Raw genomic sequence first — 18,108 nt, forward strand, 5'->3', positions numbered from 1 at the left:
ATTATGGTGACTCGGCCCGCGCCGTGGCTGATTGTCCGCGGAAGTCGGCAGGACTCGCCGTGCCGGGACGCAGGGCTCCGGCCACGGCGGCCGCGACTATCGGCCGCACCGGCGCGCCCGGATCGACGGTGATCCGGTGCAGCAGCAGCCCCTCTCCGGCGGCCATCAGGAAGGGCGCCCTGGCGGCGGCATCCGCACCGCCGAGCGTGCCGAGGATGGCGCGGGTCCATTCCTCGAAGCGTGCGCGCTGGTCGCGCAGGGGGCCGGATGCCGGCGGCATCCGCCTCGAGGAAGAGGGCGTAGCGCGCCCTGGTCCTGGCCGCGAGCGGGCCGGACTGCACCTCGATCATCCGAGTGAGGGCCTCCACCAGCTCCTGTTCCGTGGTGATCCGCAGGATGCCGCCGTCCGCACGCTCCTGCTCGGCGATCCACTCGATGACACCGGCGACCAGGGCAGCGCGGGTGCGGAAGTGATTGGAGGTGGAGCCGGGAGGGATGGCGGCCGCAGCATCCACCCGTCCGTGCGTGAGCGCGCGCACGCCCTCGGTGCCGACGAGGGTGACGGCCGCGTCGAGGACACGCTGACGGATGCTGCTCACGCGTCGAGCCTATTGTCACTAGAGGCATAGTGACAAGGAACTACGAACGTAGTACGATCATGTGGCATGAACGAGCACAGCGAGTGGGAGCCGCCGCTGCCGGACGCGCCGGGGTTCGAGCATCGGGTTCTCCGACTGCCCGGCGTGCGGATGCACGTCGCGACGATCGGCGAGGGTGAGCCGGTGCTGCTGCTGCACGGTTTCCCCGAGCACTGGTGGCAGTGGCGGCGGATCGCCCCGGAACTGGCCCGGCACGGATACCGCGCGGTCTGCCCCGACCTGCGCGGATGCGGCTGGACCGCCGCCGATGCGCCGGGTATGGACCGGGAGAGCCACCTGCGGGACGTGATCGCGCTGCTCGATGAGCTCGGGATCGTGCGCACCCGAGTGATCAGCCACGACATGGGTGCCATCTCGGCGATGCAGCTCGCGTACGCCCATCCGGAGCGGGTCGGCCCGATGGTGCAGCTCTCGGTTCCACCAGGGTTCTTCGCCTTCACGCCGGGGATCGTGCCGGCGTTCCGGCACATGCCGAAGCTGCTCGTGCATCGTCCGCCCGCCTCCATGCGCTACCTGTTCGGGCCCGCCTACCTGACGCATCCGCTGACCGAGGACGAGCTGTCGTCCTATCTGGTCGTCGAGCGGCGGCCGGAGGTGCTCGCGAGCGTGCGCACCATCTTCCGCGGCCTGGTGATCCCCGAATCGATGCGGCTCGCGGGCGGCACCTATCGGCGGATGCGGCTGCGGCCGCCCACGCTCTGCGTGTTCGGGAGGGACGACGGGCCGTTCTCCGAGAAGAACGTGCGCCGGATCACGCGCGGACACGAGCGGTTCGCCGACCGGATCGAGTTCGCGTACGTCGACGACGCCGCGCACTTCCTCACGGATGACGCACCGGAGGAGGTCGCGGAACTTGCGCTGGAGTGGTTCGCGCGGACGGACGAGCCCACGACGCTCGATGCGGAGACGTCGTCCTGATCCGGATCGCGAAGATGCGTCGGCCGCTCCGATCCGCGAGGATCGAAGCATGCTTCCCTCGGACCCTGCCGCGCCCTCCTTCCCGCCGCCCCCGCCGCCGGCGCCGAGCGTCTCGCCATCCGCATCGAGGTCTGCTGTCACTCCGCCGCCCGCGCCGATCGGCTCGGCGTCGTGGCCCGAGGTCACCCTGGAGGCCGAGTACCATCGGCTGAACGTCGCCCGCGCGCGACGGCCGCGCTGGTGGCGGCCTCTCCTCGTGGCGCTGCTGGGGATCGCCCTGTACATCGGCATGGTCGTCGTGCTGGCCATCCCCTTCGCCGTGATGGCGGCCTTCGTGCCGGAGGTCGCCACCGTGGCCCTGCGCCTGGCCGACCCCGACGGCCTCGACCTGAACGAGCCCGTGACGTTCGTGATCGCGATGCTCTCGATCATCCTCATGCTGCCCGCGCTGCTGATCGCCTCGCGCGTGGTCGCCGGCCGCGGCGTCGGCCTGCTCTCATCGGTGACGGGGAGGCTGCGCTGGGGATGGATGCTGCGCTGCCTCGGTCTCGCCGCAGCGGTCTTCGCCGTGGGGACCGGCATCCAGACCGCCGTCTCCGCGCTGCGGGGCGACGACCTCGTCGTCACCGGCGGCGCTTCGCAGCCCTGGCCGATGCTGCTGCTGGTCGTCCTGCTCGTGCCGTTGCAGTCCGCGACCGAGGAGTACGTGTTCCGCGGATTCCTCATGCAGACGATCGGCTCCTGGCTGAAGCATCCGGCCTTCGCGATCCTGCTGCCTCTGCCGCTGTTCGTGTTCGGCCACCTCTACGACGTCTGGGGTCTGCTCAGCGTCGGTGTCTTCGCGCTCGCCGCAGGATGGCTGACCTGGCGCACCGGTGGTCTGGAGGCGGGCATCGCCCTGCACGTGGTCAACAACGTCAGCATCTTCCTGCTGTCGTCATTCGGGCTCGCGGACGCGAACTCGTCCGGCGGCGGCCCCGTCGACCTGCTGGTCTCGGTGCTCGTGCTCGGCGCCTCGGTGGCGGCGATCGAATGGCTGCAGCGCCGCACGCCGGTCGTGCGGACGCGCGTCCTGCGCTGGCCGGCCCCGACCGCACCCGCGCAGGCGTAGCATCCGGAGAGTGGACGAGGACGAGTGCGGCGGGGACTCCGCGTGCTGGCTCGCGCAGGTCTGCCCGGAGTGCGGAGCACTGCTCAACGACCTCGCCGGACCCTGCTGGCGGTGCGGCCTGACGCCCGGCGAGGAGCCCGGACCGCTTCCGGCCGTCGAGTGAGGGAGCGGAGCGACCGAGACGGAATGCCTGACGGAGTCAGGCCGCCTGCAGGTCGGTGGCGTCCATGATCGTGTAGCTGTATCCCTGCTCGGCGAGGAAGCGCTGTCGGTTCTGCGCGTAGTCCTGATCGACGGTGTCGCGCGCCACCAGCGTGTAGAAGCTCGCCGTGTGATCGGTCTGCTTCGGACGCAGCAGCCGGCCGAGGCGCTGCGCCTCCTCCTGCCGGGAGCCGAACGACCCGGAGACCTGGATCGCCACCGACGCCTCCGGCAGGTCGACCGAGAAGTTCGCGACCTTCGAGACGACCAGCACCTTGATCTCGCCGGTGCGGAACTGCTGGTACAGCACCTCCCGCTCGTCCACCGGCGTGGCGCCGGTGATCTGCGGAGCGCCGAGAGCATCGGCCAGCACGTCCAGCTGGTCGAGGTACTGCCCGATCACGAGCACCTGCTCGTCGGGGTGCTTCTCGATGAGCTCCTTCACCGCGCGGATCTTCGCCGGAGCGGATGCCGCCAGACGGTAGCGCTCGTCGTCGGTCGCCGCGGCGTACTCCAGCCGGTCTCCCGGCGGCAGGTCGACGCGCACCTCGTAGCAGGCGGCCGGCGAGATGAAGCCCTGCGCCTCGATCTGCTTCCAGGGGGCGTCGAATCGCTTCGGCCCGATCAGGCTGAACACGTCGCCCTCGCGGCCGTCCTCGCGGACCAGCGTCGCGGTCAGTCCCACGCGGCGACGCGCCTGCAGGTCGGCGGTGAGCTTGAAGACCGGGGCGGGCAGCAGGTGCACCTCGTCGTAGACGATGAGGCCCCAGTCCATCGCATCCAGCAGTGCGAGGTGCGCGTACTGTCCCTTCCGCTTCGCGGTGAGGATCTGATAGGTCGCGATCGTGACCGGCCTGACCTCCTTGGCCTGACCGGAGTACTCGCCGATCTCCTCGGGGGTGAGCGAGGTGCGCTTGAGCAGCTCGTCGCGCCACTGCCGGGCCGAGACCGTGTTGGTCACCAGGATGAGGGTGGTGGTCTTGGTCGCGGCCATGGCGGCGGCGCCCACGATCGTCTTGCCGGCGCCGCACGGGAGCACGACGACCCCGAGCCGTCCTTGGCGAAGGCGTCGACCGCCTCGCGCTGGTACGGGCGCATCGCCCAGCCGTCCTCGTCGAGTTCGATCTCGTGCGGGGTGCCCGGCGTGTAGCCGGCGAGGTCCTCCGCGGGCCAGCCGATCTTCAGCAGCTCCTGCTTGATCTGGCCGCGGGCCCAGGCGTCCACGACGAACGTGTCGGGGGAGGGATGCCCGATCAGCAGAGGCTGGATGCGCTTGTTGCCGGCGACCTGGGTGAGCACGGCGGGGTCGGTGGAACGCAGGATGAGCGCGCCCTCGTCGTCGCGCTCGATGACGAGCCGGCCGTACCGGTTCACGGTCTCGCGCAGATCGACCGCCACCGACGGCGGCACCGGGAAGCGCGACCAGCGGTCGAGGGTCTCGATCATGTCCTCGGCGGAATGCCCGGCGGCGCGGGCGTTCCACAGCCCCAGCCGGGTGATCCGGTAGGTGTGGATATGCTCGGGCGCCCGCTCCAGCTCGGCGAAGATCGCGAGCTCGTGCCGGGCGGTCTCGGCGTCGGCGTGCGCGACTTCGAGCAGCACGGTGCGGTCGCTTTGGACGATGAGGGGGCCGTCAGACATAGCTGTCCAGTCTAGCGGTCGCTCATCACCCCGGCGTCGTGGCGTCGGCCAGGCGCACGGCCCGGATGCTGCGCACCGGCAGCGTCCGCTCGACATCCGCGCCGCGGTCCAGGCCGCGCAGGCGACCGCCGCCGAGGCCGGTGGCCTCCAGGACGAGTTCCCGTGTCGAGCCGTCCGGCATCCCGACGTCGACGATCAGCAGGGCCTTGGCCCGCACCGCGGCCTCCAGCTCGCGATCCAGCCAGGCGGCATCCGCATCCGGACCCTGACGCTCGCGCAGGCGGGCGATCAGCGCCGCGTAGGACGGCGCAGGGCGAGGGATCGTGTCGACCGGAGGCGTACGACGCATCGAGACCGCCGCACCCGAGGAGTCGACGAGCGTCGCCGGGTAGCGCGCGTCCACCATCGCCCAGTACACCGTCTCGGCGCTGACGCGCGAGACCAGCATGCCGTCCTCGGCGGTGAGGCCGAGCGGACGCAGGCCCCTGTCGACGCCGATGGCCTCGACCAGGTGCGGGTCGCTGCTGGTGACCACGGTTCCGGATTCCGACGCCCACACCCGCACCAGACCGTGACGCTGCGCGGTCTGCCCGACCAGGTACGCCAGCGGCTGGGGCAGGCCGGTGAGCGAGAGCGCCCGAGGAAGTCGAGGACGGATGCCTCGGTCTCGCCCTCGATCAGTGCGCGATCGATCGACTCCGCCGTGAAGCGGTACGACGAGGACTGCGCGGAGTCGCGTTCGGCCATGCCCCGCAGCCGGACCTCGAGTCCCGACTGCAGCGGTCCGGGCGCGATGGCGGTCAGATCGTTCTGCAGGAACACCCTGTCGACCTCGGCGGGCACCAGCCGCTCGAGAGCCGTCGTGTCGACGCGATCGCCGCGTCGCAGTGCCGCAGCCCACTCCGGCTCGGTGCCGGCCGCCGTCATCAGCCCGAGCAGGAGCGCACGGCGCCGCAGTCCCTCTCCCCGCTCCGGCCAGGACGGGTCCCAGGGGTAGGCGTGCAGCCAGGCGGCGGGTGGCAGCCAGCCGTCCCCGTCGCGAGCGCCCGCCGGAAGCGCCTCTCGGAACGCTGTGGCCAGCCGCGCCCACCTGTCGGCGAAGGGCAGGCTCAGCCAGGCATCCGCCTCGGTCGTCACCTGCACCCGGCGCTCGCTCGCACGCAGCAGCCCGGCATCCTCGGCGATCGTGCGCAGATCGTCGGCGTCCTGACCGATCCCCGCCTCTGCGAGACGCTTCTTCTCCCCGGCGGCGAGCGAACCGGTCGCGAGCAGCCCCAGCGGGGCCTCGCGAGCGACCAGGAGCATGTCGGCGATGCGTGATGCGGTGGTGAACGCGCGCTCGGCGATCGGGGCGGACTCCGATTCGGACGCCGCGACCGGGGGCTTCTCGTCGGCGGTGTCCGGCAGTGTGCGCCCGGCGACATGCTCCGCCACGGGAACCGGCACAGCCCCGGAAGGATCCTGCAGGGCGAGCGCGGTCAGGCGGAGGACGGACTGCGCGCCGCCTCGGGTGGCGTCCAGCAGCGCAGCGGCGTCGGCCAGGGGCAGGGAGACCAGCGCACGCTCGATCGAGGCCGGTTCGAGCAGCGCCTCGGCCGCGTCGAAGAAGTCCTGCCAGGGAGCGTCGGTTCTGACACCCCGTGCCAGGAACAGTGCGGTCAGCTCGTCATCGCTCGCCGCAGCCAGCCTGACGGCGAGCGGGCGCGCGTGGGTGCTCATTCCTCGTCCTCAGGACCGCTTCGCCGCGCGTCCCTTGCGGACGAAGCTCATGATCAGCAGAGCGATGATCATGACGAACGCCAGTGGCAGTCCGTACAGGGGCAGTCCGGCGATGAACGGCCACGCTCCGTGGGCGAACGCCTCCTGGCTCATGCCCGTGGCCGTGCCGATGATGATCGCGAAGAAGCAGAGCACGGATGCCCCGGCGAGCCCGAGCGCGGTGTAGGCGAGGATCTTGTCGATCGTGCGGACCGGGACGTCGGGCACCTCATCGCTCGGCTTCCTGTCGTCCGGCCTTCTCCGCTGCGCACTCATCCTTCTCAGACTAGTCCCTGCCCGCGGCCCGGGCTGCGCTCACCCGGTAGGCTTGACGGTGTCGCGCAGCCGCGCGACGTCTTCGTCTTGCACATCAGAAGAGGTTGTTCGCATGCCCACCGGCAAGGTCAGGTTCTACGACGACGAGAAGGGGTTCGGCTTCATCTCCACCGATGACGGCCAGGACGTCTTCCTGCACGCCTCTGCCCTGCCCGCGGGGACGGCCGTGAAGTCCGGCTCCCGGGTGGAGTTCGGAGTGGCGGACGGCAAGAGAGGTCTTCAGGCGCTGTCGGTGCGCGTCCTGGACGCTCCGCCGAGCCTGGCCAAGGTCAAGCGCAAGCCGGCCGACGACATGGCGATCATCGTCGAGGATCTCGTGAAGCTGCTCGACGGCATCGGCGGCGACCTGCGTCGCGGCCGCTACCCCTCGTCCGCCCAGGGTCGCAAGATCGCGGCCGTGCTCCGCAAGGTGGCTGATGACCTCGACGCCTGAAGACCTCGCCACCGCCTCTCGTGAGCTGGCGCTCGCCGCACTGCACGAGGTCACGGCGCCCGCGACCGTCGGCCCGGCCGCCGGTCACACCGTCGAGGACGACGGCGCCGTCTCGCTGCGCTTCGAGAACCGTCTTCCCGGGTATCCGGGCTGGTACTGGACGGTGACCGTCGCTCAGCTCGACGGCGCGGAGCCGACCGTGCTCGAGGTCGAGCTGCTGCCCGGCGACGGCGCGCTGCTCGCCCCGGACTGGGTGCCGTGGGCCGAGCGTCTCGCCGAGTACCGCGCGCACCAGGCCGAGCTGGCCGAGAAGGCGGCTTCCGGCGAAGCCGTGGAGGAGGCCGAGGGCGACCTGGATGCGGAGGATGACGAGCTCGATTCCGACGACGACGTGTCCGATCTGCTGCACGCCGGCGATCTGGACGGCGTCGACATCGACGAGCTCGATGAGTCGTCCGACGATGACTCGTCCGCCGACGAGGAAGCCGACGAGGAAGAGTAGTCGGAACCCGATTCCGTCGCCGAGGCCCCTTCTGATTCGCCGATCAGGAGGGGCCTCGGCGCTGGGGAGACCACCGGCGGTGCGACGAGCGGCCACCACAGTTCGCGCTGCTCTTCTCCGCTCGCGCTGCAGATCGCTGCGTCACGGCCGGTTCGCGCTGCTTCTCCCTGCTCGCGCTGCGCCGATACGCGGCGCGCAGGCAGGAAGGAGTGGCGCGAACCCGCTGGAGGTCCGGCCGGAACTCAGCCGGCTGTGCGCTCCAGCACGTAGTCGATCGAGCGGGTCAGCTGTCGGACGTCGTCGGGCTCGATGGAGACGAACGTCGCGATGCGCAGCTGGTTGCGGCCGAGCTTGCGATACGGCTCGGTGTCGACGACGCCGTTCGCACGCAGTTCCTTCGCGACGGCCGCCGCGTCGACACTCTCGTCGAAGTCGATCGTCACGACGACAGGGGAGCGGTCGGCAGGGTCGGCGACGAACGGCGTCGCGACCTGCGATGCCGCCGCCCAGTCGTAGAGGACGCCGGAGGACTCGGCTGTGCGGGATGCCGCCCAGGAGAGCCCGCCGTTCTCGAGCATCCAGCGCAGCTGGCTGTCGAGCAGGTGCAGCGTCGCGAGGGCGGGAGTGTTCAGCGTCTGGTTCAGACGCGAGTTGTCCACGGCGTTCTTCAGGCTGAGGAACTCGGGGATGTAGCGGTCCGAAGCGGCGATGCGCTCGATGCGCTCGATCGCCGCCGGGGATGCCGCAGCGAGCCACAGCCCGCCGTCGGAGGCGAAGTTCTTCTGCGGTGCGAAGTAGTAGATGTCGGTGTCGGCGATGTCGACGTCGATGCCGCCGGCCGCGCTCGTCGCGTCGACGACCGTCAGTGCGCCCTCGGCGGCGACGCGGCGCACCGGCGCGGCGACACCGGTCGAGGTCTCGTTGTGCGGCCAGGCGTAGACGTCGATGCCGTCGACGATCTCGGCGTCGGTCCGCGATCCCGGCTCGGCCGTGCGCACGTCGGGCGCCTGCAGCCAGGGCGCGGCGGCGGCCTTGGCGAACTTGCCGCCGAACTCGCCGAACACCAGGTTCTGCGCCCTGTTCTCGATCAGGCCGAATGCCGCCGCATCCCAGAACGCCGTCGATCCGCCGTTGCCGAGCAGGATCTCGTATCCGTCCGGCAGCCGGAACAGCGAAGCCAGCTGCTCGCGGACGCTTCCGACGAGGTTCTTCACCGGCGCCTGCCGGTGCGAAGTGCCCAGCAGCGAGGCGCCGATCTCGGCGAGAGCCGCGACGTGCTCGGGGCGCACTTTGGACGGACCGCAGCCGAAGCGGCCGTCGACGGGCAGGAGTTCTCGGGGGATCTCGATCGCCATGGATCGATTGTAGGTGCGGCGACGATCACCGCCCGCCCCTGTGACGCCCGGTGTCGGAAGGGGAATGTAGGCTTGCCTAAGAAGACTTCGGAGGAAATCCATGGCCGACCTGATCGACACCACCGAGATGTATCTGCGCACCATCCTCGAGCTCGAGGAGGAGAACATCGTGCCGCTGCGCGCCCGCATCTCCGAGCGGCTCGGCCACTCCGGTCCCACGGTGTCGCAGACCGTCGGACGCATGGAGCGCGACGGACTCGTCGTCGTGTCCGAGGACCGAACGCTGGAGCTGACGGATGCCGGGCGTCGCAAGGCGGTCGACGTCATGCGCAAGCACCGTCTCGCCGAGCGGCTGCTCTCCGACGTGATCGGGCTGGACTGGGCGTTCGTGCACGAAGAGGCCTGCCGCTGGGAGCACGTGATGAGCGAGCAGGTCGAGCGCCGTCTCGTCGAGCTGCTCGGCCACCCGACCGAGTCGCCCTACGGCAACCCGATCCCCGGGCTGGACCAGCTCGGTGATCTTCCGGCGCGCACGTTCGATGAGGGCGTGATCGGTCTCGTCAAGAAGCTGGATGCCGCGGGCGCGCCGATCGACGGCACGGTGCGACGACTGGCCGAGCCCGCGCAGGTCGACCCCGAGCTGCTCGAGCAGCTTCGTGAGGCGGGAGTGGTGCCGGGCGCGAAGGGCGACTACCGCTACAACGAGGGTTACGTACTGATCCGCATGGAGGGTCAGGAGGAGGGCCTCGAGCTCCCCGTCGAGCTGGCCTCGCACATCTTCCTCGTCGGCGACCCCGCCTGAGCCGTGCCTCGGGGGACCCGGCTGATCTGCGACGACCTTCAACCTTCAACCTGGGGATTGCCAGGTTCTCAGGGTGACAGAATCGTTATCTTCCGGTAACGTCGTTCGGGTTATCGGCGAAGAAGCCCGCCGATGACTGACGTGAAGATCGCCTCCCGGGCTCGTCGTCTTCGCGGAGAACGCACAACGTGCCGCAACATCTGCGTGCGCGACTGACGACTTGTTGACGAGCCTGCGCTTGCCCGAAGCGCGGAGGCGCAGGAGGACCACCTTTTGGCCGCAGACATCGAGAAGCCCGACACGACATCTGAACAGCGCACCCCCGCGAAGCGCGGGGCGAAGCCCAGGACCCGAAACGTGAAGCCGATGCGGACCGTGGCGATCTTCGCTGCTGTCGGCGCTCTCGTCGCCGCTGTCGCCCTCCCCGCCTACGCCGCGACCTCAGCGCCTGCCACTTCCGCAGCCACGTCGCTGCGCCAGGCGGCCGTCGACGATGCGCAGTCGCTGGTCGTGGCGTCCGAAGCCACCGCGGCGCCGATCGCGCGCGGCAACTACTCGGCGACCACGCCGCAGGAGATCGCGAAGAAGAAGGCCGAAGAGGCCGCCAAGAAGCGCGCGGCGGCCGAGGCGAGGCTCGCATCGGCCGGCAGCTCCTACAGCACCGCCGATCTGCAGCTCGTCGCCGCGGGCTCGGGCGAGGTGCGCTACCCGCTTCCGCGAGGCTCCTACACCGTCAGCCGTACGCTCGGCAGCGGCCACAACGGCGCCGACATGGCCGGCCCTTCCGGCACTCCCATCTTCGCCGCCACCAGCGGACGCGTCCGGGTCTCGAGCGAGAGCTACTACGGCTACGGCGTGGCCGTCGTCATCGACGGCGTGGTGGGCGGCAAGCGCGTCTCCACCACGTACGCGCACATGATCTACGGCTCGCGGGCCGTGCAGGCCGGTCAGACCGTCACCGCCGGCCAGTTCATCGGCAAGCGCGGCAACACCGGCCGCTCCTACGGCTCGCACCTGCACTTCGAGGTCGAGGTCAACGGCTCGCTGGTCGAGCCGATCGGCTGGCTGGCCGCGAACGCGGGCTGATCCGCCGACACGCCACCGGGCGTTCATCGCGATTTCGCCCGGGCGTGTCGCGCATGCGTTAGCCTGAACCCGTCGTCGTACAGGCGGGAGAAGCCGATGGATCAGAAGCCGAGCATCCGAACCATGGATGCGCTTGGCCGTCTGGTGCTCCGGCATCGTCCGCACGGATGCCTCGGTTCCACCGAGCGCGAAGGGCGCTGTCTCTGAGACGGCGCCTTTTTCGTCATCCCGTGGTCGTCTGCTGCCTGCACGACGTCGTGTGAGTCGAGAGTGCCGGGAAGCCATCCCGGCGGATCGAGAGGATGACGATGCGCACACTGGTATTGAACGCCGGCTACGAACCGCTCGCGGTGGTCTCATTCAAGAGAGCCCTCGTCCTGGTGATGAACGAGAAGGCCACGGTCATCGAGCGGGTGGAGGGCGATCCCGTCTGGGCCTCCCACGGCTCCTACGATCGTCCCGCGGTGATCATCCTGTCGAGATACGTGCGCGTCCCCTTCTCGCGCCGGGTGCCGGTCACGAGGCGCGGCGTGCTGCGCCGGGACAGTCACAGATGCGGGTACTGCGGCAAGGCGGCCTCGACCATCGACCACGTCCTGCCCCGTTCCCGCGGGGAGTGGACTCCTGGGAGAACCTCGTGGCCTGCTGCCTGCGCTGCAACAACGTCAAGAGCGACCGCACTCCGCAGGAGATGGGCTGGGAGCTGCGCAGCACGCCGCGCCCGCCGCACGGCACCGCCTGGACGGTGCGGGGCACCGAGCGCAGCGATCCGTGCTGGGAGCCGTACCTGGCGCTGGCGGCGTAGGAGCGCCGCACCGGGGCGTGCCGGGACGCCACCTGCGGCGGCGCGTGCCCTCGCGTCCCCATCGCGCCCTCCACGCGCCGCCGATGGCAGGAAGAGGTCGCGTTGCGCGAAAGGGGCGGCGCGCGGAGCCTCCTGCGCGACGGGGCCCCGCCTGACGAGGGGTGAGGATGCGTAAAGGGCCACCCTCCGGGCGGCCCTTTACGCATCCGTGCCCTCGACAGGATTCGAACCTGCGACCTGCCCTTTAGGAGAGGGCTGCTCTATCCAGCTGAGCTACGAAGGCGCAGGACAAGTCTAGAGCGAGAAACTCGCATGTCATGATTCGAGTGCAGCCGACACTTCAGAGTGAGAGCCCACCGAACCCCGTGAGGACGCATGTACGACGACGCCGACGCCGAGCTGATCAGGCTTGCCCGGCGCGGGGATCGTGGGGCGTTCTCGGCGCTGTACGCGCGGCACGCGAAGGCGGTCTACCTGTATGCGTGGAGCATGCTCCGCGCCGATGACGACGCCGAGGACGTCGCGCAGGAGGTCTTCGTGGTCGCCTGGCGGCGGCTGAAGCAGGTGCGGGTCGTGGATTCCTCCGCACTGCCCTGGCTGCTCGTCACTGCCCGCAACCATGCCCGGAACGTGATCCGAGGCCGTCGTGCGGCGCTGCCGCTGGACGAGTCCCTGCTTCCCGGCGACGCCACGAGGCAGGAGCGGGTCGAGGAGCTCAGCTGGGTGCGTCAGGCGGTCGAGAGACTGGGTGGGATGGATCAGCGGATCATCCAGCTCTGCCTCGTCGAGGGGTACTCCTACGATGAGGCGGCCGAGCACCTGGGTCTCAGCACGACGGCACTCGCGAAACGTCTGCAGCGTGCGCGTGCCGGCATCCGGCTGTCGCTGCGGGGCGAGTCATGAGCGAGCGGCCCAAAGAGGGCGTCTACCTGGATGCCGCGCTCGCCGTGATCGGCGAGCAGGTCGAGGAGCGCATCGACGAGCTCGACCGCCGTCGCCGTCGCCGCGCCCGCGTCGGCGTCTCCGCGCTGGTCGCCGCGACCCTGCTGAGCGGCTCGGCGGCCGCGTACGCGATCGCGCAGAGCCATCGGCCGCCGCACCAGGCACCGATCGTGGAGGTGTCGGAGACTCGGCAGCTCAGCTGCGTGGAGGGTGCGGATGCTTCGGCCCCGGCCTACTTCACCGTGTCCTATCGGGCGGACCCGGCGGCATCCGTCGACGCGATGGCGGTCTGCGCGGACGCCCGCTCGACTCTGGCGTCCGAGACCGCGCGCATCGCACGATCCAGTCCGGTGCAGCTCGTCGCGATCGCGACGAGGCTTCTGAAGGCGGATGCCGCAGATCGCTTCACCGTGGAGGCGGCGTCCTTCGGCACCATCTCCGCAGACCCCGCCACCCCGGTGCGAGTCTGCGGGGACGGGGACGCGACGGTCGTGCTGGTCGCACCGCCGGATGCGGGGTCCTCGCCTCCGATCGTGGTCTGCTCGGCGGGCTCACGGTGAGCCGCACTCGCGTACCCGGCGCTCTGCGCCGACTGCTGCGCCAGCCGCTGCGGGTGACCGCCGTCGTGCTCCTCGCGGCGACGGCGCTCGCAGCAGCGGGTGTGCACGGCAGTGCGGCGACGATGCTGGCGAGCACGGTGGATGAGAACTGGCGCGGCGACTACGACATCCTCGTCACCGCGACCGACCAGCTGGCCGATGTCGACGGGATGCTGCCGCCGAACGCCCTCGCCGGCGGCGAGAAGGGGATGACCCTCGCCCAGTGGCAGCGGGTGCAGGGGCTCGACGGAGTGGATGTCGCGGCGCCGATCGGGGAGGTGCTGGTGCCCGCGCTGAAACGGGCCGATGTGTGGCTGGCCATCCCTAAGGAGAAGGTGCGAGCGGCGGCGGACCAGCCGGAGGCCTTTCGCCTGACGACGACGTACACGACCGACGATGGGCTGGGGGAGAGGATCGTCGACAGGCGCAGCATCCCGCTCGTGCTCGACGGCACCGGGACTCCGCCGCCCACGGCCGAGGACGTCGAGACCTGTCGTGCCAATGCCGGAACAGTGGCGTACGGACTGACCGACACCGTGGAGGTCTACGTCGATCCCGCTCGCTATCCCGCCCTCGTCGAGCGCATGTGCGGTGGCGAGGGATGGCGGATGTTCGGAACCGGTCCCTCGGTGAACTTCCCCTCCGACGATGCCTGGGGCGCGCGTTTCGCGACGTCCGGCGACGACGCGATCGCCTTCAACCTGCCGGCCGTCCCGGATTCGACCACGCGGATCACCCTGGTCGATCCCGAATCGGAGCGGCGTCTCCTCGGCGACCGGGGCGACTTCCTCGACCCGCTCGTCGCGGTCGACACGACGACGCCCGTCGACATGGCTCGGGTATCGGCCTGGGCGCACCGGGAGGGCGGCGCCTTCGCCGACCGATTCGACGGCATGCTGCGCGACATGGTGCATCCGGAGGGCACCGATGAGGAGATGCTTCGCGAGTGGCGGCAGCTCTACTCCGAGAACGCTCTCGACTACGACGCCACGATCCGCCAGAGCTTCGAAGGCGAGGGAATCACCCCGCTCATCATCAGCGAGGCGCAGATCGCACAGCTCACCGTCCGCATCGACCTGGAGGCCTTCGGCCCCACTGAGCGCGCGGCGACGGTCGGATACGTCGTGCCGGACAGCGTGTCGTCGGGTGCTCCCGGCGAGGAGATCGGCAGCACTGTCGCCGACGTGTCCAGCATCCTGAATCCGTTCTCCTCGGCAGCGGACGTCCTCACCTGGCCGGGGAGGACCCCGCAGCGAACAAGGCGGTGACGCTGTCGGCATACAGCCAGTACATCCGCGTCGTCGGCAAGCAGAGGGGCGCGGGCTATGCGGAGCAGGCCGGCGGGGGCATCGGTCTGGACGACGTCGGGTTCATCGATCCCGTGCGACCGCCGAACGCACCGGAGGGCAAGCTCCACCTCGTCGGTGACGGCGCCGAGCCCGGCGCCGAGTCGATGTACGCCGAGCCGCAGATCATCAGCGACGCATCCATGCGGAACGAGGACTACTCGCTGGCCGTCCCGATCGGATCCTTCGACCCCGCCGACCTCGGAGTCGACGAGGAGGCCGCGAATCATGTGCCACTCGGCGCCTACGCCCCGGTCGACACGACGCTCACCGGGGGCGAGCACGCCGGTGAGACCATGCGACCCAGCCTGTCCGGCCTGGGACTCGTCTCAGCACGGACCGTGGCGATCGGATCCATCCATTCTGCGACCTATTGGAAGGACAAGACCCCGATCAGTGCCATCCGGGTGCGGGTGAGCGGCCTCGACCGCTACGACGCCAGCGGCCGGCAGCATGTCGTCGACGTCGCCCAGCGCATCGAGGATCTCGGCCTCACCGCGACGATCGTCGCAGGCTCGAGTCCTGCTGACGCCGACGTGCTCGTGGGCGGCTACGCGTTCGGCACCGACGACCCGAGCGCGGCGCAGCGGGTCCGCTCGCTGGGGACGATGACGCAGAAATGGTCGGAGCTCGGCGCTGCGGCGCGGGTCTCGCTGTCGATCTCCGCCGCATCCTGGACCATGCTTGCGATCGCGCTCGGGTCGGGCGTCCTGCTGATGATCTCCACGCAGCTCGCCGCCGTCCCCGCTCGCCGGGCGCAGTCCGTCGTGATGCGGGAGATCGGCTTCACGCGGCAGAAGGTCGTGCGCTGGTTCGCGGCGGAGGAGCTGCCCGGCGCTCTGGTCGTCGTGGTCATCGCCGTCGGCGCCTGGCTGCTGTCGGGCCGCAGCGGGGTGAGTGCGATCACCTCAGGCTGCGCGATCGCCGCCATCGCCGCAGGATCCACGGTCGCGGTCCTGTCCTCCACCCGAACGCACCCGGCGCGCGCCAAGGACGCTCGCTCGCGCAGACTCGGTGCGCGCACGGTGTTCGGGTTCGGTGTCCGACAGGTGGGCGTGCACCCGTTCACCGCGGTCGTACAGCTGCTTGCGACCATCGTGATCGGGCTCGCCGCCGGGACGCTCGCCGAGTCCGTGCGCACCGCGCAGTCGGCGATCGGCGCCAGCGGCCTCGCCGTGCTGATCGGTGCGCAGCAGCTCGGTCCGCAGCTCGCGCTCGGCGTGATCGGCGTCATCGGCGGGATCATGCTCGCGCGGATCACCCGCCGGACAGACCTCGCCCGTCGGGCCGAGCAATGGCGGGCGCTGCGCGCCATGGGCTGGACCGGCCGTCAGATCGCGCGCGCGCAGCGGGCCGAGGGCCTGGCGATCGCCCTGCCCGCGATGCTCGGCATCGCCGCGCTCGCCGCGCTGACGGTCGTGCTCCTCGATGTGGCGTGGGTCTCTGCAGTCGTCGCGCTCGCCGCCGCAGCGTTGAGCGCGTTCATCACATTCGGATTCCGCCACGGAGGGGGCTCACGATGACCACGGAGACGCAGCATGCCGTGCCCGCGGAGCGGCGGATGATCGAGGCGGAGCCGCCCTGGAGCTGCGCGGAGTCGGCATCCAGTTCGAGCGACCGGGTGTCGATCCACTGCGCATCGTGTCGGACTACGACCTGCTTCTCGACCGCGGCGGCATGCACTGCCTCGCTGGGCGCAGTGGTTCCGGCAAGACCAGCATCCTGCGGGTCGCCGCTGGACTGGTGCCTCCGGCCGCGGGCGCGGTGCGCTGGGCGGGGTTGGAGATCACCGGGCTGGCGGACGATGTCGTGACGACGCGTCGACGGCAGCACGTCGGCTATCTCGACCAGCGCGGCAGCCTGGTGCCGGGGCTCACCGCCCTGGAGAACGTGCTTCTCCCGCAGTGCCGGATCGGCGCACTCGAGCGCTGTCGCGTCGCGCCAGGGATCTGCTGCACAGGCTCGGTGTGGGCCCTCGCTCCACGCACTATCCGGACCGGCTCTCCGGCGGCGAGCGTCAGCGGGTCGCGTTCGCCCGGGCGCTGCTGCTGCAGCCGGCCGTGATCATGGCGGATGAGCCGACGGCGAGCCTGGACCGGGCCACCGCCGATCAGCTGATCGCGCTGCTGCGCGGACTCGCGGACGACGGCATCGCGGTGCTCGTGGCATCGCACGACCAGCATCTCATCGACGCTGCGGACAGCAGGACGGTCCTCGCCTGAGCTTGGACGGGACGAGGGCCCGGGACCCGCGCGATGCGGTGCCCGGGCCCTCGTCGAGGCATCAGTGCGCGGCGCGGTAGGCCTCGACGATCTCCGCGGAGATGCGGCCGCGCTCGGACACCTTGTAGCCGTTCGCGCCCGCCCACTCGCGGATGGCGGCGGTGTCGGAATTGCGCGGTGCGCTGCGTCGCGCGGATGCGCTGCGGCCGGCGCCGGCGGAACCGGCGCGGCGGCCCGCCTGGATGTAGGGAGCGAGAGCGGCGTGGAACTCCTCCGCGTGCGCGTCGTTCAGGTCGATCTCGTAGGCGGTGCCGCCGATCGAGAAATGGATGGTTTCGCCGTCGCCGACCTCGAGCAGGGTTCCGTCGATATCGTCGACCAGCTGGTGCACAATTCTTCGAGCCATGCCGTCAAACGTAAACGACGGAATTCACGTTCGCAAGAATTCCCGCCGCGTTTCAGGGAAGAAGATTCGCGCGTCGTGCGCGGGTGACCGCGGAATGCCGTGTCGATGCGTCGAGTTTCGACATCGCCGTACCCAGATAAGCCTTGACGGTGCCTTCTCGCAGACCCAATTGCGCGGCGATCTCGGCATTCGTCGATCCGAGTGCGGCGCAGGAGAGCACATCGAGTTCCCGAGGGGACAGATGCACCGTCGGGATGGGCGATGTCTGCGGCGGATGAGCGTCTCCGGTGAGCGCCAGCAGGCGATTCTCCACACGTGCCAGCCGCGCGCGGAGTTCCGCGTCCTCGACGGATGCCGCCACGCTGCGCAGCTCGGCGAAGCTCTCCCGCAGCTCCTCTTTCTGCGACGGGGCCAGATCCGTCGGGGCGGACAGCTCGGTGATGCGTCGTTCGACCTCGTCTCTGACGCGCAGCTCGCTCGAGAGCGATTGCGCCACCGTCATCGCGGGTGCCGTGGTGATGCCGCCGATCTGCGACTCCTCCCACGCACCTGCATAGAGCACTCCGCGTGGGCGGCCTCCGACGATGATGGGAACTGCCAGCAGGGTCCGCAGCCCCTCCCCGAGCACGAACATGTCGTAGTCGTGGGTGATCTGCTGCGACGTGCGGTAGTTGTTCGTCATGCGCGGGCGCAGCTCGGACATCGCCCGTCCGCCGAGTCCGCGATCCGGTCGCACACGCAGACCGTCCAGGCTGCGCGTGCGGTTTCCGACGATGGTGGTGACCGAGACCACGCCCCGCTCGACCAGCCCCCCGAACGCCACGGGGAACCGCGTACGACGGGAGAGCTCGCGCACCGCGCCGGCGACGAGTTGTTCTTCGGACTCCATCTGAGAAGTCGTGCTCACCGAGTACCAACTTTCGGGGGTGACGGCACCGTTCGCCCCTTTCGTAGCGTCGACCCTATCACTCGTGAGGCGCACCGCT

General features: G+C 70.2%; 20 protein-coding genes, 1 tRNA gene and 2 pseudogenes. 14 read left to right on the top strand and 9 right to left on the bottom strand.

Annotated features, from left to right (window positions below):
• Window position 1: 1 nt before the first annotated feature.
• The gene (locus L2X99_RS01750) at window positions 2–280 is read right to left on the bottom strand and encodes a hypothetical protein (RefSeq protein WP_236125318.1); all 279 of its coding nucleotides are present in this window, start codon (window positions 278–280) and stop codon (window positions 2–4) included.
• A 385-nt stretch (window positions 281–665) separates the two neighbouring features.
• Between L2X99_RS01750 and L2X99_RS01755 the strand changes: the two genes are divergently transcribed.
• Genes L2X99_RS01755 through L2X99_RS01765 form a run of 3 tightly spaced genes read left to right on the top strand, consistent with a single transcriptional unit; the run spans window position 666 to window position 2,851 of the window.
• A complete protein-coding gene (locus tag L2X99_RS01755; RefSeq protein ID WP_236125317.1) occupies window positions 666–1,577 on the top strand; it encodes an alpha/beta fold hydrolase in 912 nt (303 codons plus the stop codon).
• A 49-nt stretch (window positions 1,578–1,626) separates the two neighbouring features.
• Window positions 1,627–2,688 carry a CPBP family intramembrane glutamic endopeptidase gene (locus L2X99_RS01760; protein ID WP_236125316.1) on the top strand — a complete coding sequence of 354 codons (1,062 nt, stop codon included), beginning with the start codon at window positions 1,627–1,629 and terminating at the stop codon, window positions 2,686–2,688.
• A 10-nt stretch (window positions 2,689–2,698) separates the two neighbouring features.
• Window positions 2,699–2,851: a hypothetical protein gene (locus L2X99_RS01765; RefSeq protein WP_236125315.1), complete on the top strand. Its 153-nt coding sequence runs from the start codon at window positions 2,699–2,701 to the stop codon at window positions 2,849–2,851.
• A 36-nt stretch (window positions 2,852–2,887) separates the two neighbouring features.
• Here L2X99_RS01765 and L2X99_RS01770 read toward each other — a convergent pair.
• The 4 genes and pseudogenes from L2X99_RS01770 to L2X99_RS01785 all read right to left on the bottom strand — a co-directional run bounded on the left by L2X99_RS01770 (window position 2,888) and on the right by L2X99_RS01785 (window position 6,564).
• A pseudogene (locus L2X99_RS01770) lies at window positions 2,888–4,530 on the bottom strand (DNA repair helicase XPB).
• 25 nt (window positions 4,531–4,555) lie between these two features.
• On the bottom strand, window positions 4,556–4,879 hold the full coding sequence (locus L2X99_RS01775; RefSeq protein ID WP_236135554.1) for a hypothetical protein: 324 nt from the start codon (window positions 4,877–4,879) through the stop codon (window positions 4,556–4,558).
• Entirely contained in the window at window positions 4,819–6,249 is a 1,431-nt protein-coding gene (locus L2X99_RS01780) for a helicase-associated domain-containing protein (protein WP_236135555.1), read from the bottom strand. Before L2X99_RS01780 ends, L2X99_RS01775 begins: the two co-directional genes overlap by 61 nt.
• Before the next feature lie 9 nt (window positions 6,250–6,258).
• Window positions 6,259–6,564 (bottom strand): multidrug ABC transporter ATPase, encoded by a 306-nt coding sequence (locus L2X99_RS01785; protein ID WP_236125311.1) that lies wholly within the window; start codon window positions 6,562–6,564, stop codon window positions 6,259–6,261.
• Between the two features lie 112 nt (window positions 6,565–6,676).
• Between L2X99_RS01785 and L2X99_RS01790 the strand changes: the two genes are divergently transcribed.
• Together L2X99_RS01790 and L2X99_RS01795 are read left to right on the top strand one after the other, a co-directional pair.
• Entirely contained in the window at window positions 6,677–7,057 is a 381-nt protein-coding gene (locus tag L2X99_RS01790; RefSeq protein ID WP_236125310.1) for a cold-shock protein, read from the top strand.
• Complete coding sequence (locus L2X99_RS01795) at window positions 7,041–7,559, top strand: DUF3027 domain-containing protein (protein ID WP_236125309.1); 519 nt, start codon at window positions 7,041–7,043, stop codon at window positions 7,557–7,559. The genes L2X99_RS01790 and L2X99_RS01795 overlap by 17 nt, the downstream gene beginning before the upstream one ends.
• Before the next feature lie 242 nt (window positions 7,560–7,801).
• Here L2X99_RS01795 and serC read toward each other — a convergent pair whose 3' ends face one another.
• Window positions 7,802–8,914 (bottom strand): phosphoserine transaminase, encoded by a 1,113-nt coding sequence (gene serC / locus L2X99_RS01800; RefSeq protein WP_236135556.1) that lies wholly within the window; start codon window positions 8,912–8,914, stop codon window positions 7,802–7,804.
• A 100-nt stretch (window positions 8,915–9,014) separates the two neighbouring features.
• On the opposite strand from serC, the gene L2X99_RS01805 reads away from it, so the two are divergent.
• The 3 genes and pseudogenes from L2X99_RS01805 (at window position 9,015) to L2X99_RS01815 (ending at window position 11,607) form a co-directional block, all read left to right on the top strand.
• Complete coding sequence (locus L2X99_RS01805) at window positions 9,015–9,716, top strand: metal-dependent transcriptional regulator (protein WP_236125308.1); 702 nt, start codon at window positions 9,015–9,017, stop codon at window positions 9,714–9,716.
• Window positions 9,717–10,082: 366 nt separating this feature from the next.
• Window positions 10,083–10,802 (top strand): M23 family metallopeptidase, encoded by a 720-nt coding sequence (locus L2X99_RS01810; protein WP_236135891.1) that lies wholly within the window; start codon window positions 10,083–10,085, stop codon window positions 10,800–10,802.
• Between the two features lie 308 nt (window positions 10,803–11,110).
• A pseudogene (locus L2X99_RS01815) lies at window positions 11,111–11,607 on the top strand (HNH endonuclease).
• Between the two features lie 209 nt (window positions 11,608–11,816).
• Here the strand turns inward: L2X99_RS01815 and L2X99_RS01820 are convergent.
• Window positions 11,817–11,890: transfer RNA gene (locus tag L2X99_RS01820), tRNA-Arg, on the bottom strand.
• Between the two features lie 92 nt (window positions 11,891–11,982).
• Here L2X99_RS01820 and L2X99_RS01825 point away from each other — a divergent pair.
• From L2X99_RS01825 to L2X99_RS18455, 6 genes are all read left to right on the top strand, one after another.
• Complete coding sequence (locus L2X99_RS01825; protein WP_236125306.1) at window positions 11,983–12,510, top strand: RNA polymerase sigma factor; 528 nt, start codon at window positions 11,983–11,985, stop codon at window positions 12,508–12,510.
• On the top strand, window positions 12,507–13,109 hold the full coding sequence (locus L2X99_RS01830) for a hypothetical protein (protein WP_236135557.1): 603 nt from the start codon (window positions 12,507–12,509) through the stop codon (window positions 13,107–13,109). Before L2X99_RS01825 ends, L2X99_RS01830 begins: the two co-directional genes overlap by 4 nt.
• On the top strand, window positions 13,106–14,416 hold the full coding sequence (locus L2X99_RS01835) for a hypothetical protein (protein WP_236135558.1): 1,311 nt from the start codon (window positions 13,106–13,108) through the stop codon (window positions 14,414–14,416). Before L2X99_RS01830 ends, L2X99_RS01835 begins: the two co-directional genes overlap by 4 nt.
• Complete coding sequence (locus tag L2X99_RS01840) at window positions 14,413–16,017, top strand: hypothetical protein (protein ID WP_236135559.1); 1,605 nt, start codon at window positions 14,413–14,415, stop codon at window positions 16,015–16,017. Before L2X99_RS01835 ends, L2X99_RS01840 begins: the two co-directional genes overlap by 4 nt.
• Window positions 16,018–16,135: 118 nt before the next feature.
• The gene (locus L2X99_RS01845; protein ID WP_236135560.1) at window positions 16,136–16,558 is read left to right on the top strand and encodes an ATP-binding cassette domain-containing protein; all 423 of its coding nucleotides are present in this window, start codon (window positions 16,136–16,138) and stop codon (window positions 16,556–16,558) included.
• Window positions 16,462–16,716 (top strand): ATP-binding cassette domain-containing protein, encoded by a 255-nt coding sequence (locus L2X99_RS18455; protein ID WP_442923480.1) that lies wholly within the window; start codon window positions 16,462–16,464, stop codon window positions 16,714–16,716. Before L2X99_RS01845 ends, L2X99_RS18455 begins: the two co-directional genes overlap by 97 nt.
• Before the next feature lie 61 nt (window positions 16,717–16,777).
• Here the strand turns inward: L2X99_RS18455 and L2X99_RS01855 are convergent, their stop codons facing one another.
• Window positions 16,778–17,122 (bottom strand): histone-like nucleoid-structuring protein Lsr2, encoded by a 345-nt coding sequence (locus L2X99_RS01855; RefSeq protein ID WP_236125301.1) that lies wholly within the window; start codon window positions 17,120–17,122, stop codon window positions 16,778–16,780.
• 52 nt (window positions 17,123–17,174) lie between these two features.
• On the bottom strand, window positions 17,175–18,104 hold the full coding sequence (locus L2X99_RS01860) for a LuxR C-terminal-related transcriptional regulator (protein WP_329608109.1): 930 nt from the start codon (window positions 18,102–18,104) through the stop codon (window positions 17,175–17,177).
• Window positions 18,105–18,108: the final 4 nt, after the last annotated feature.

Source organism: Microbacterium sp. KUDC0406, assembly GCF_021582875.1.
Classification (GTDB): domain Bacteria; phylum Actinomycetota; class Actinomycetes; order Actinomycetales; family Microbacteriaceae; genus Microbacterium.

What these genes read in the sequence shown, in the direction of transcription:
- L2X99_RS01825 (WP_236125306.1), top strand. Translation starts at nt 11,983, where the DNA reads ATGTACGACGACGCCGACGCCGAGCTGATCAGGCTTGCCCGGCGCGGG.
- L2X99_RS01755 (WP_236125317.1), top strand. Translation starts at nt 666, where the DNA reads ATGAACGAGCACAGCGAGTGGGAGCCGCCGCTGCCGGACGCGCCGGGG.
- L2X99_RS01780 (WP_236135555.1), bottom strand. Translation starts at nt 6,249, where the DNA reads ATGAGCACCCACGCGCGCCCGCTCGCCGTCAGGCTGGCTGCGGCGAGC.
- L2X99_RS01810 (WP_236135891.1), top strand. Translation starts at nt 10,083, where the DNA reads ATGCGGACCGTGGCGATCTTCGCTGCTGTCGGCGCTCTCGTCGCCGCT.
- L2X99_RS01760 (WP_236125316.1), top strand. Translation starts at nt 1,627, where the DNA reads ATGCTTCCCTCGGACCCTGCCGCGCCCTCCTTCCCGCCGCCCCCGCCG.
- L2X99_RS01785 (WP_236125311.1), bottom strand. Translation starts at nt 6,564, where the DNA reads ATGAGTGCGCAGCGGAGAAGGCCGGACGACAGGAAGCCGAGCGATGAG.
- L2X99_RS01775 (WP_236135554.1), bottom strand. Translation starts at nt 4,879, where the DNA reads ATGCGTCGTACGCCTCCGGTCGACACGATCCCTCGCCCTGCGCCGTCC.
- L2X99_RS01855 (WP_236125301.1), bottom strand. Translation starts at nt 17,122, where the DNA reads ATGGCTCGAAGAATTGTGCACCAGCTGGTCGACGATATCGACGGAACC.
- serC (WP_236135556.1), bottom strand. Translation starts at nt 8,914, where the DNA reads ATGGCGATCGAGATCCCCCGAGAACTCCTGCCCGTCGACGGCCGCTTC.
- L2X99_RS01830 (WP_236135557.1), top strand. Translation starts at nt 12,507, where the DNA reads ATGAGCGAGCGGCCCAAAGAGGGCGTCTACCTGGATGCCGCGCTCGCC.
- L2X99_RS01790 (WP_236125310.1), top strand. Translation starts at nt 6,677, where the DNA reads ATGCCCACCGGCAAGGTCAGGTTCTACGACGACGAGAAGGGGTTCGGC.
- L2X99_RS01805 (WP_236125308.1), top strand. Translation starts at nt 9,015, where the DNA reads ATGGCCGACCTGATCGACACCACCGAGATGTATCTGCGCACCATCCTC.
- L2X99_RS01795 (WP_236125309.1), top strand. Translation starts at nt 7,041, where the DNA reads ATGACCTCGACGCCTGAAGACCTCGCCACCGCCTCTCGTGAGCTGGCG.
- L2X99_RS01750 (WP_236125318.1), bottom strand. Translation starts at nt 280, where the DNA reads ATGCCGCCGGCATCCGGCCCCCTGCGCGACCAGCGCGCACGCTTCGAG.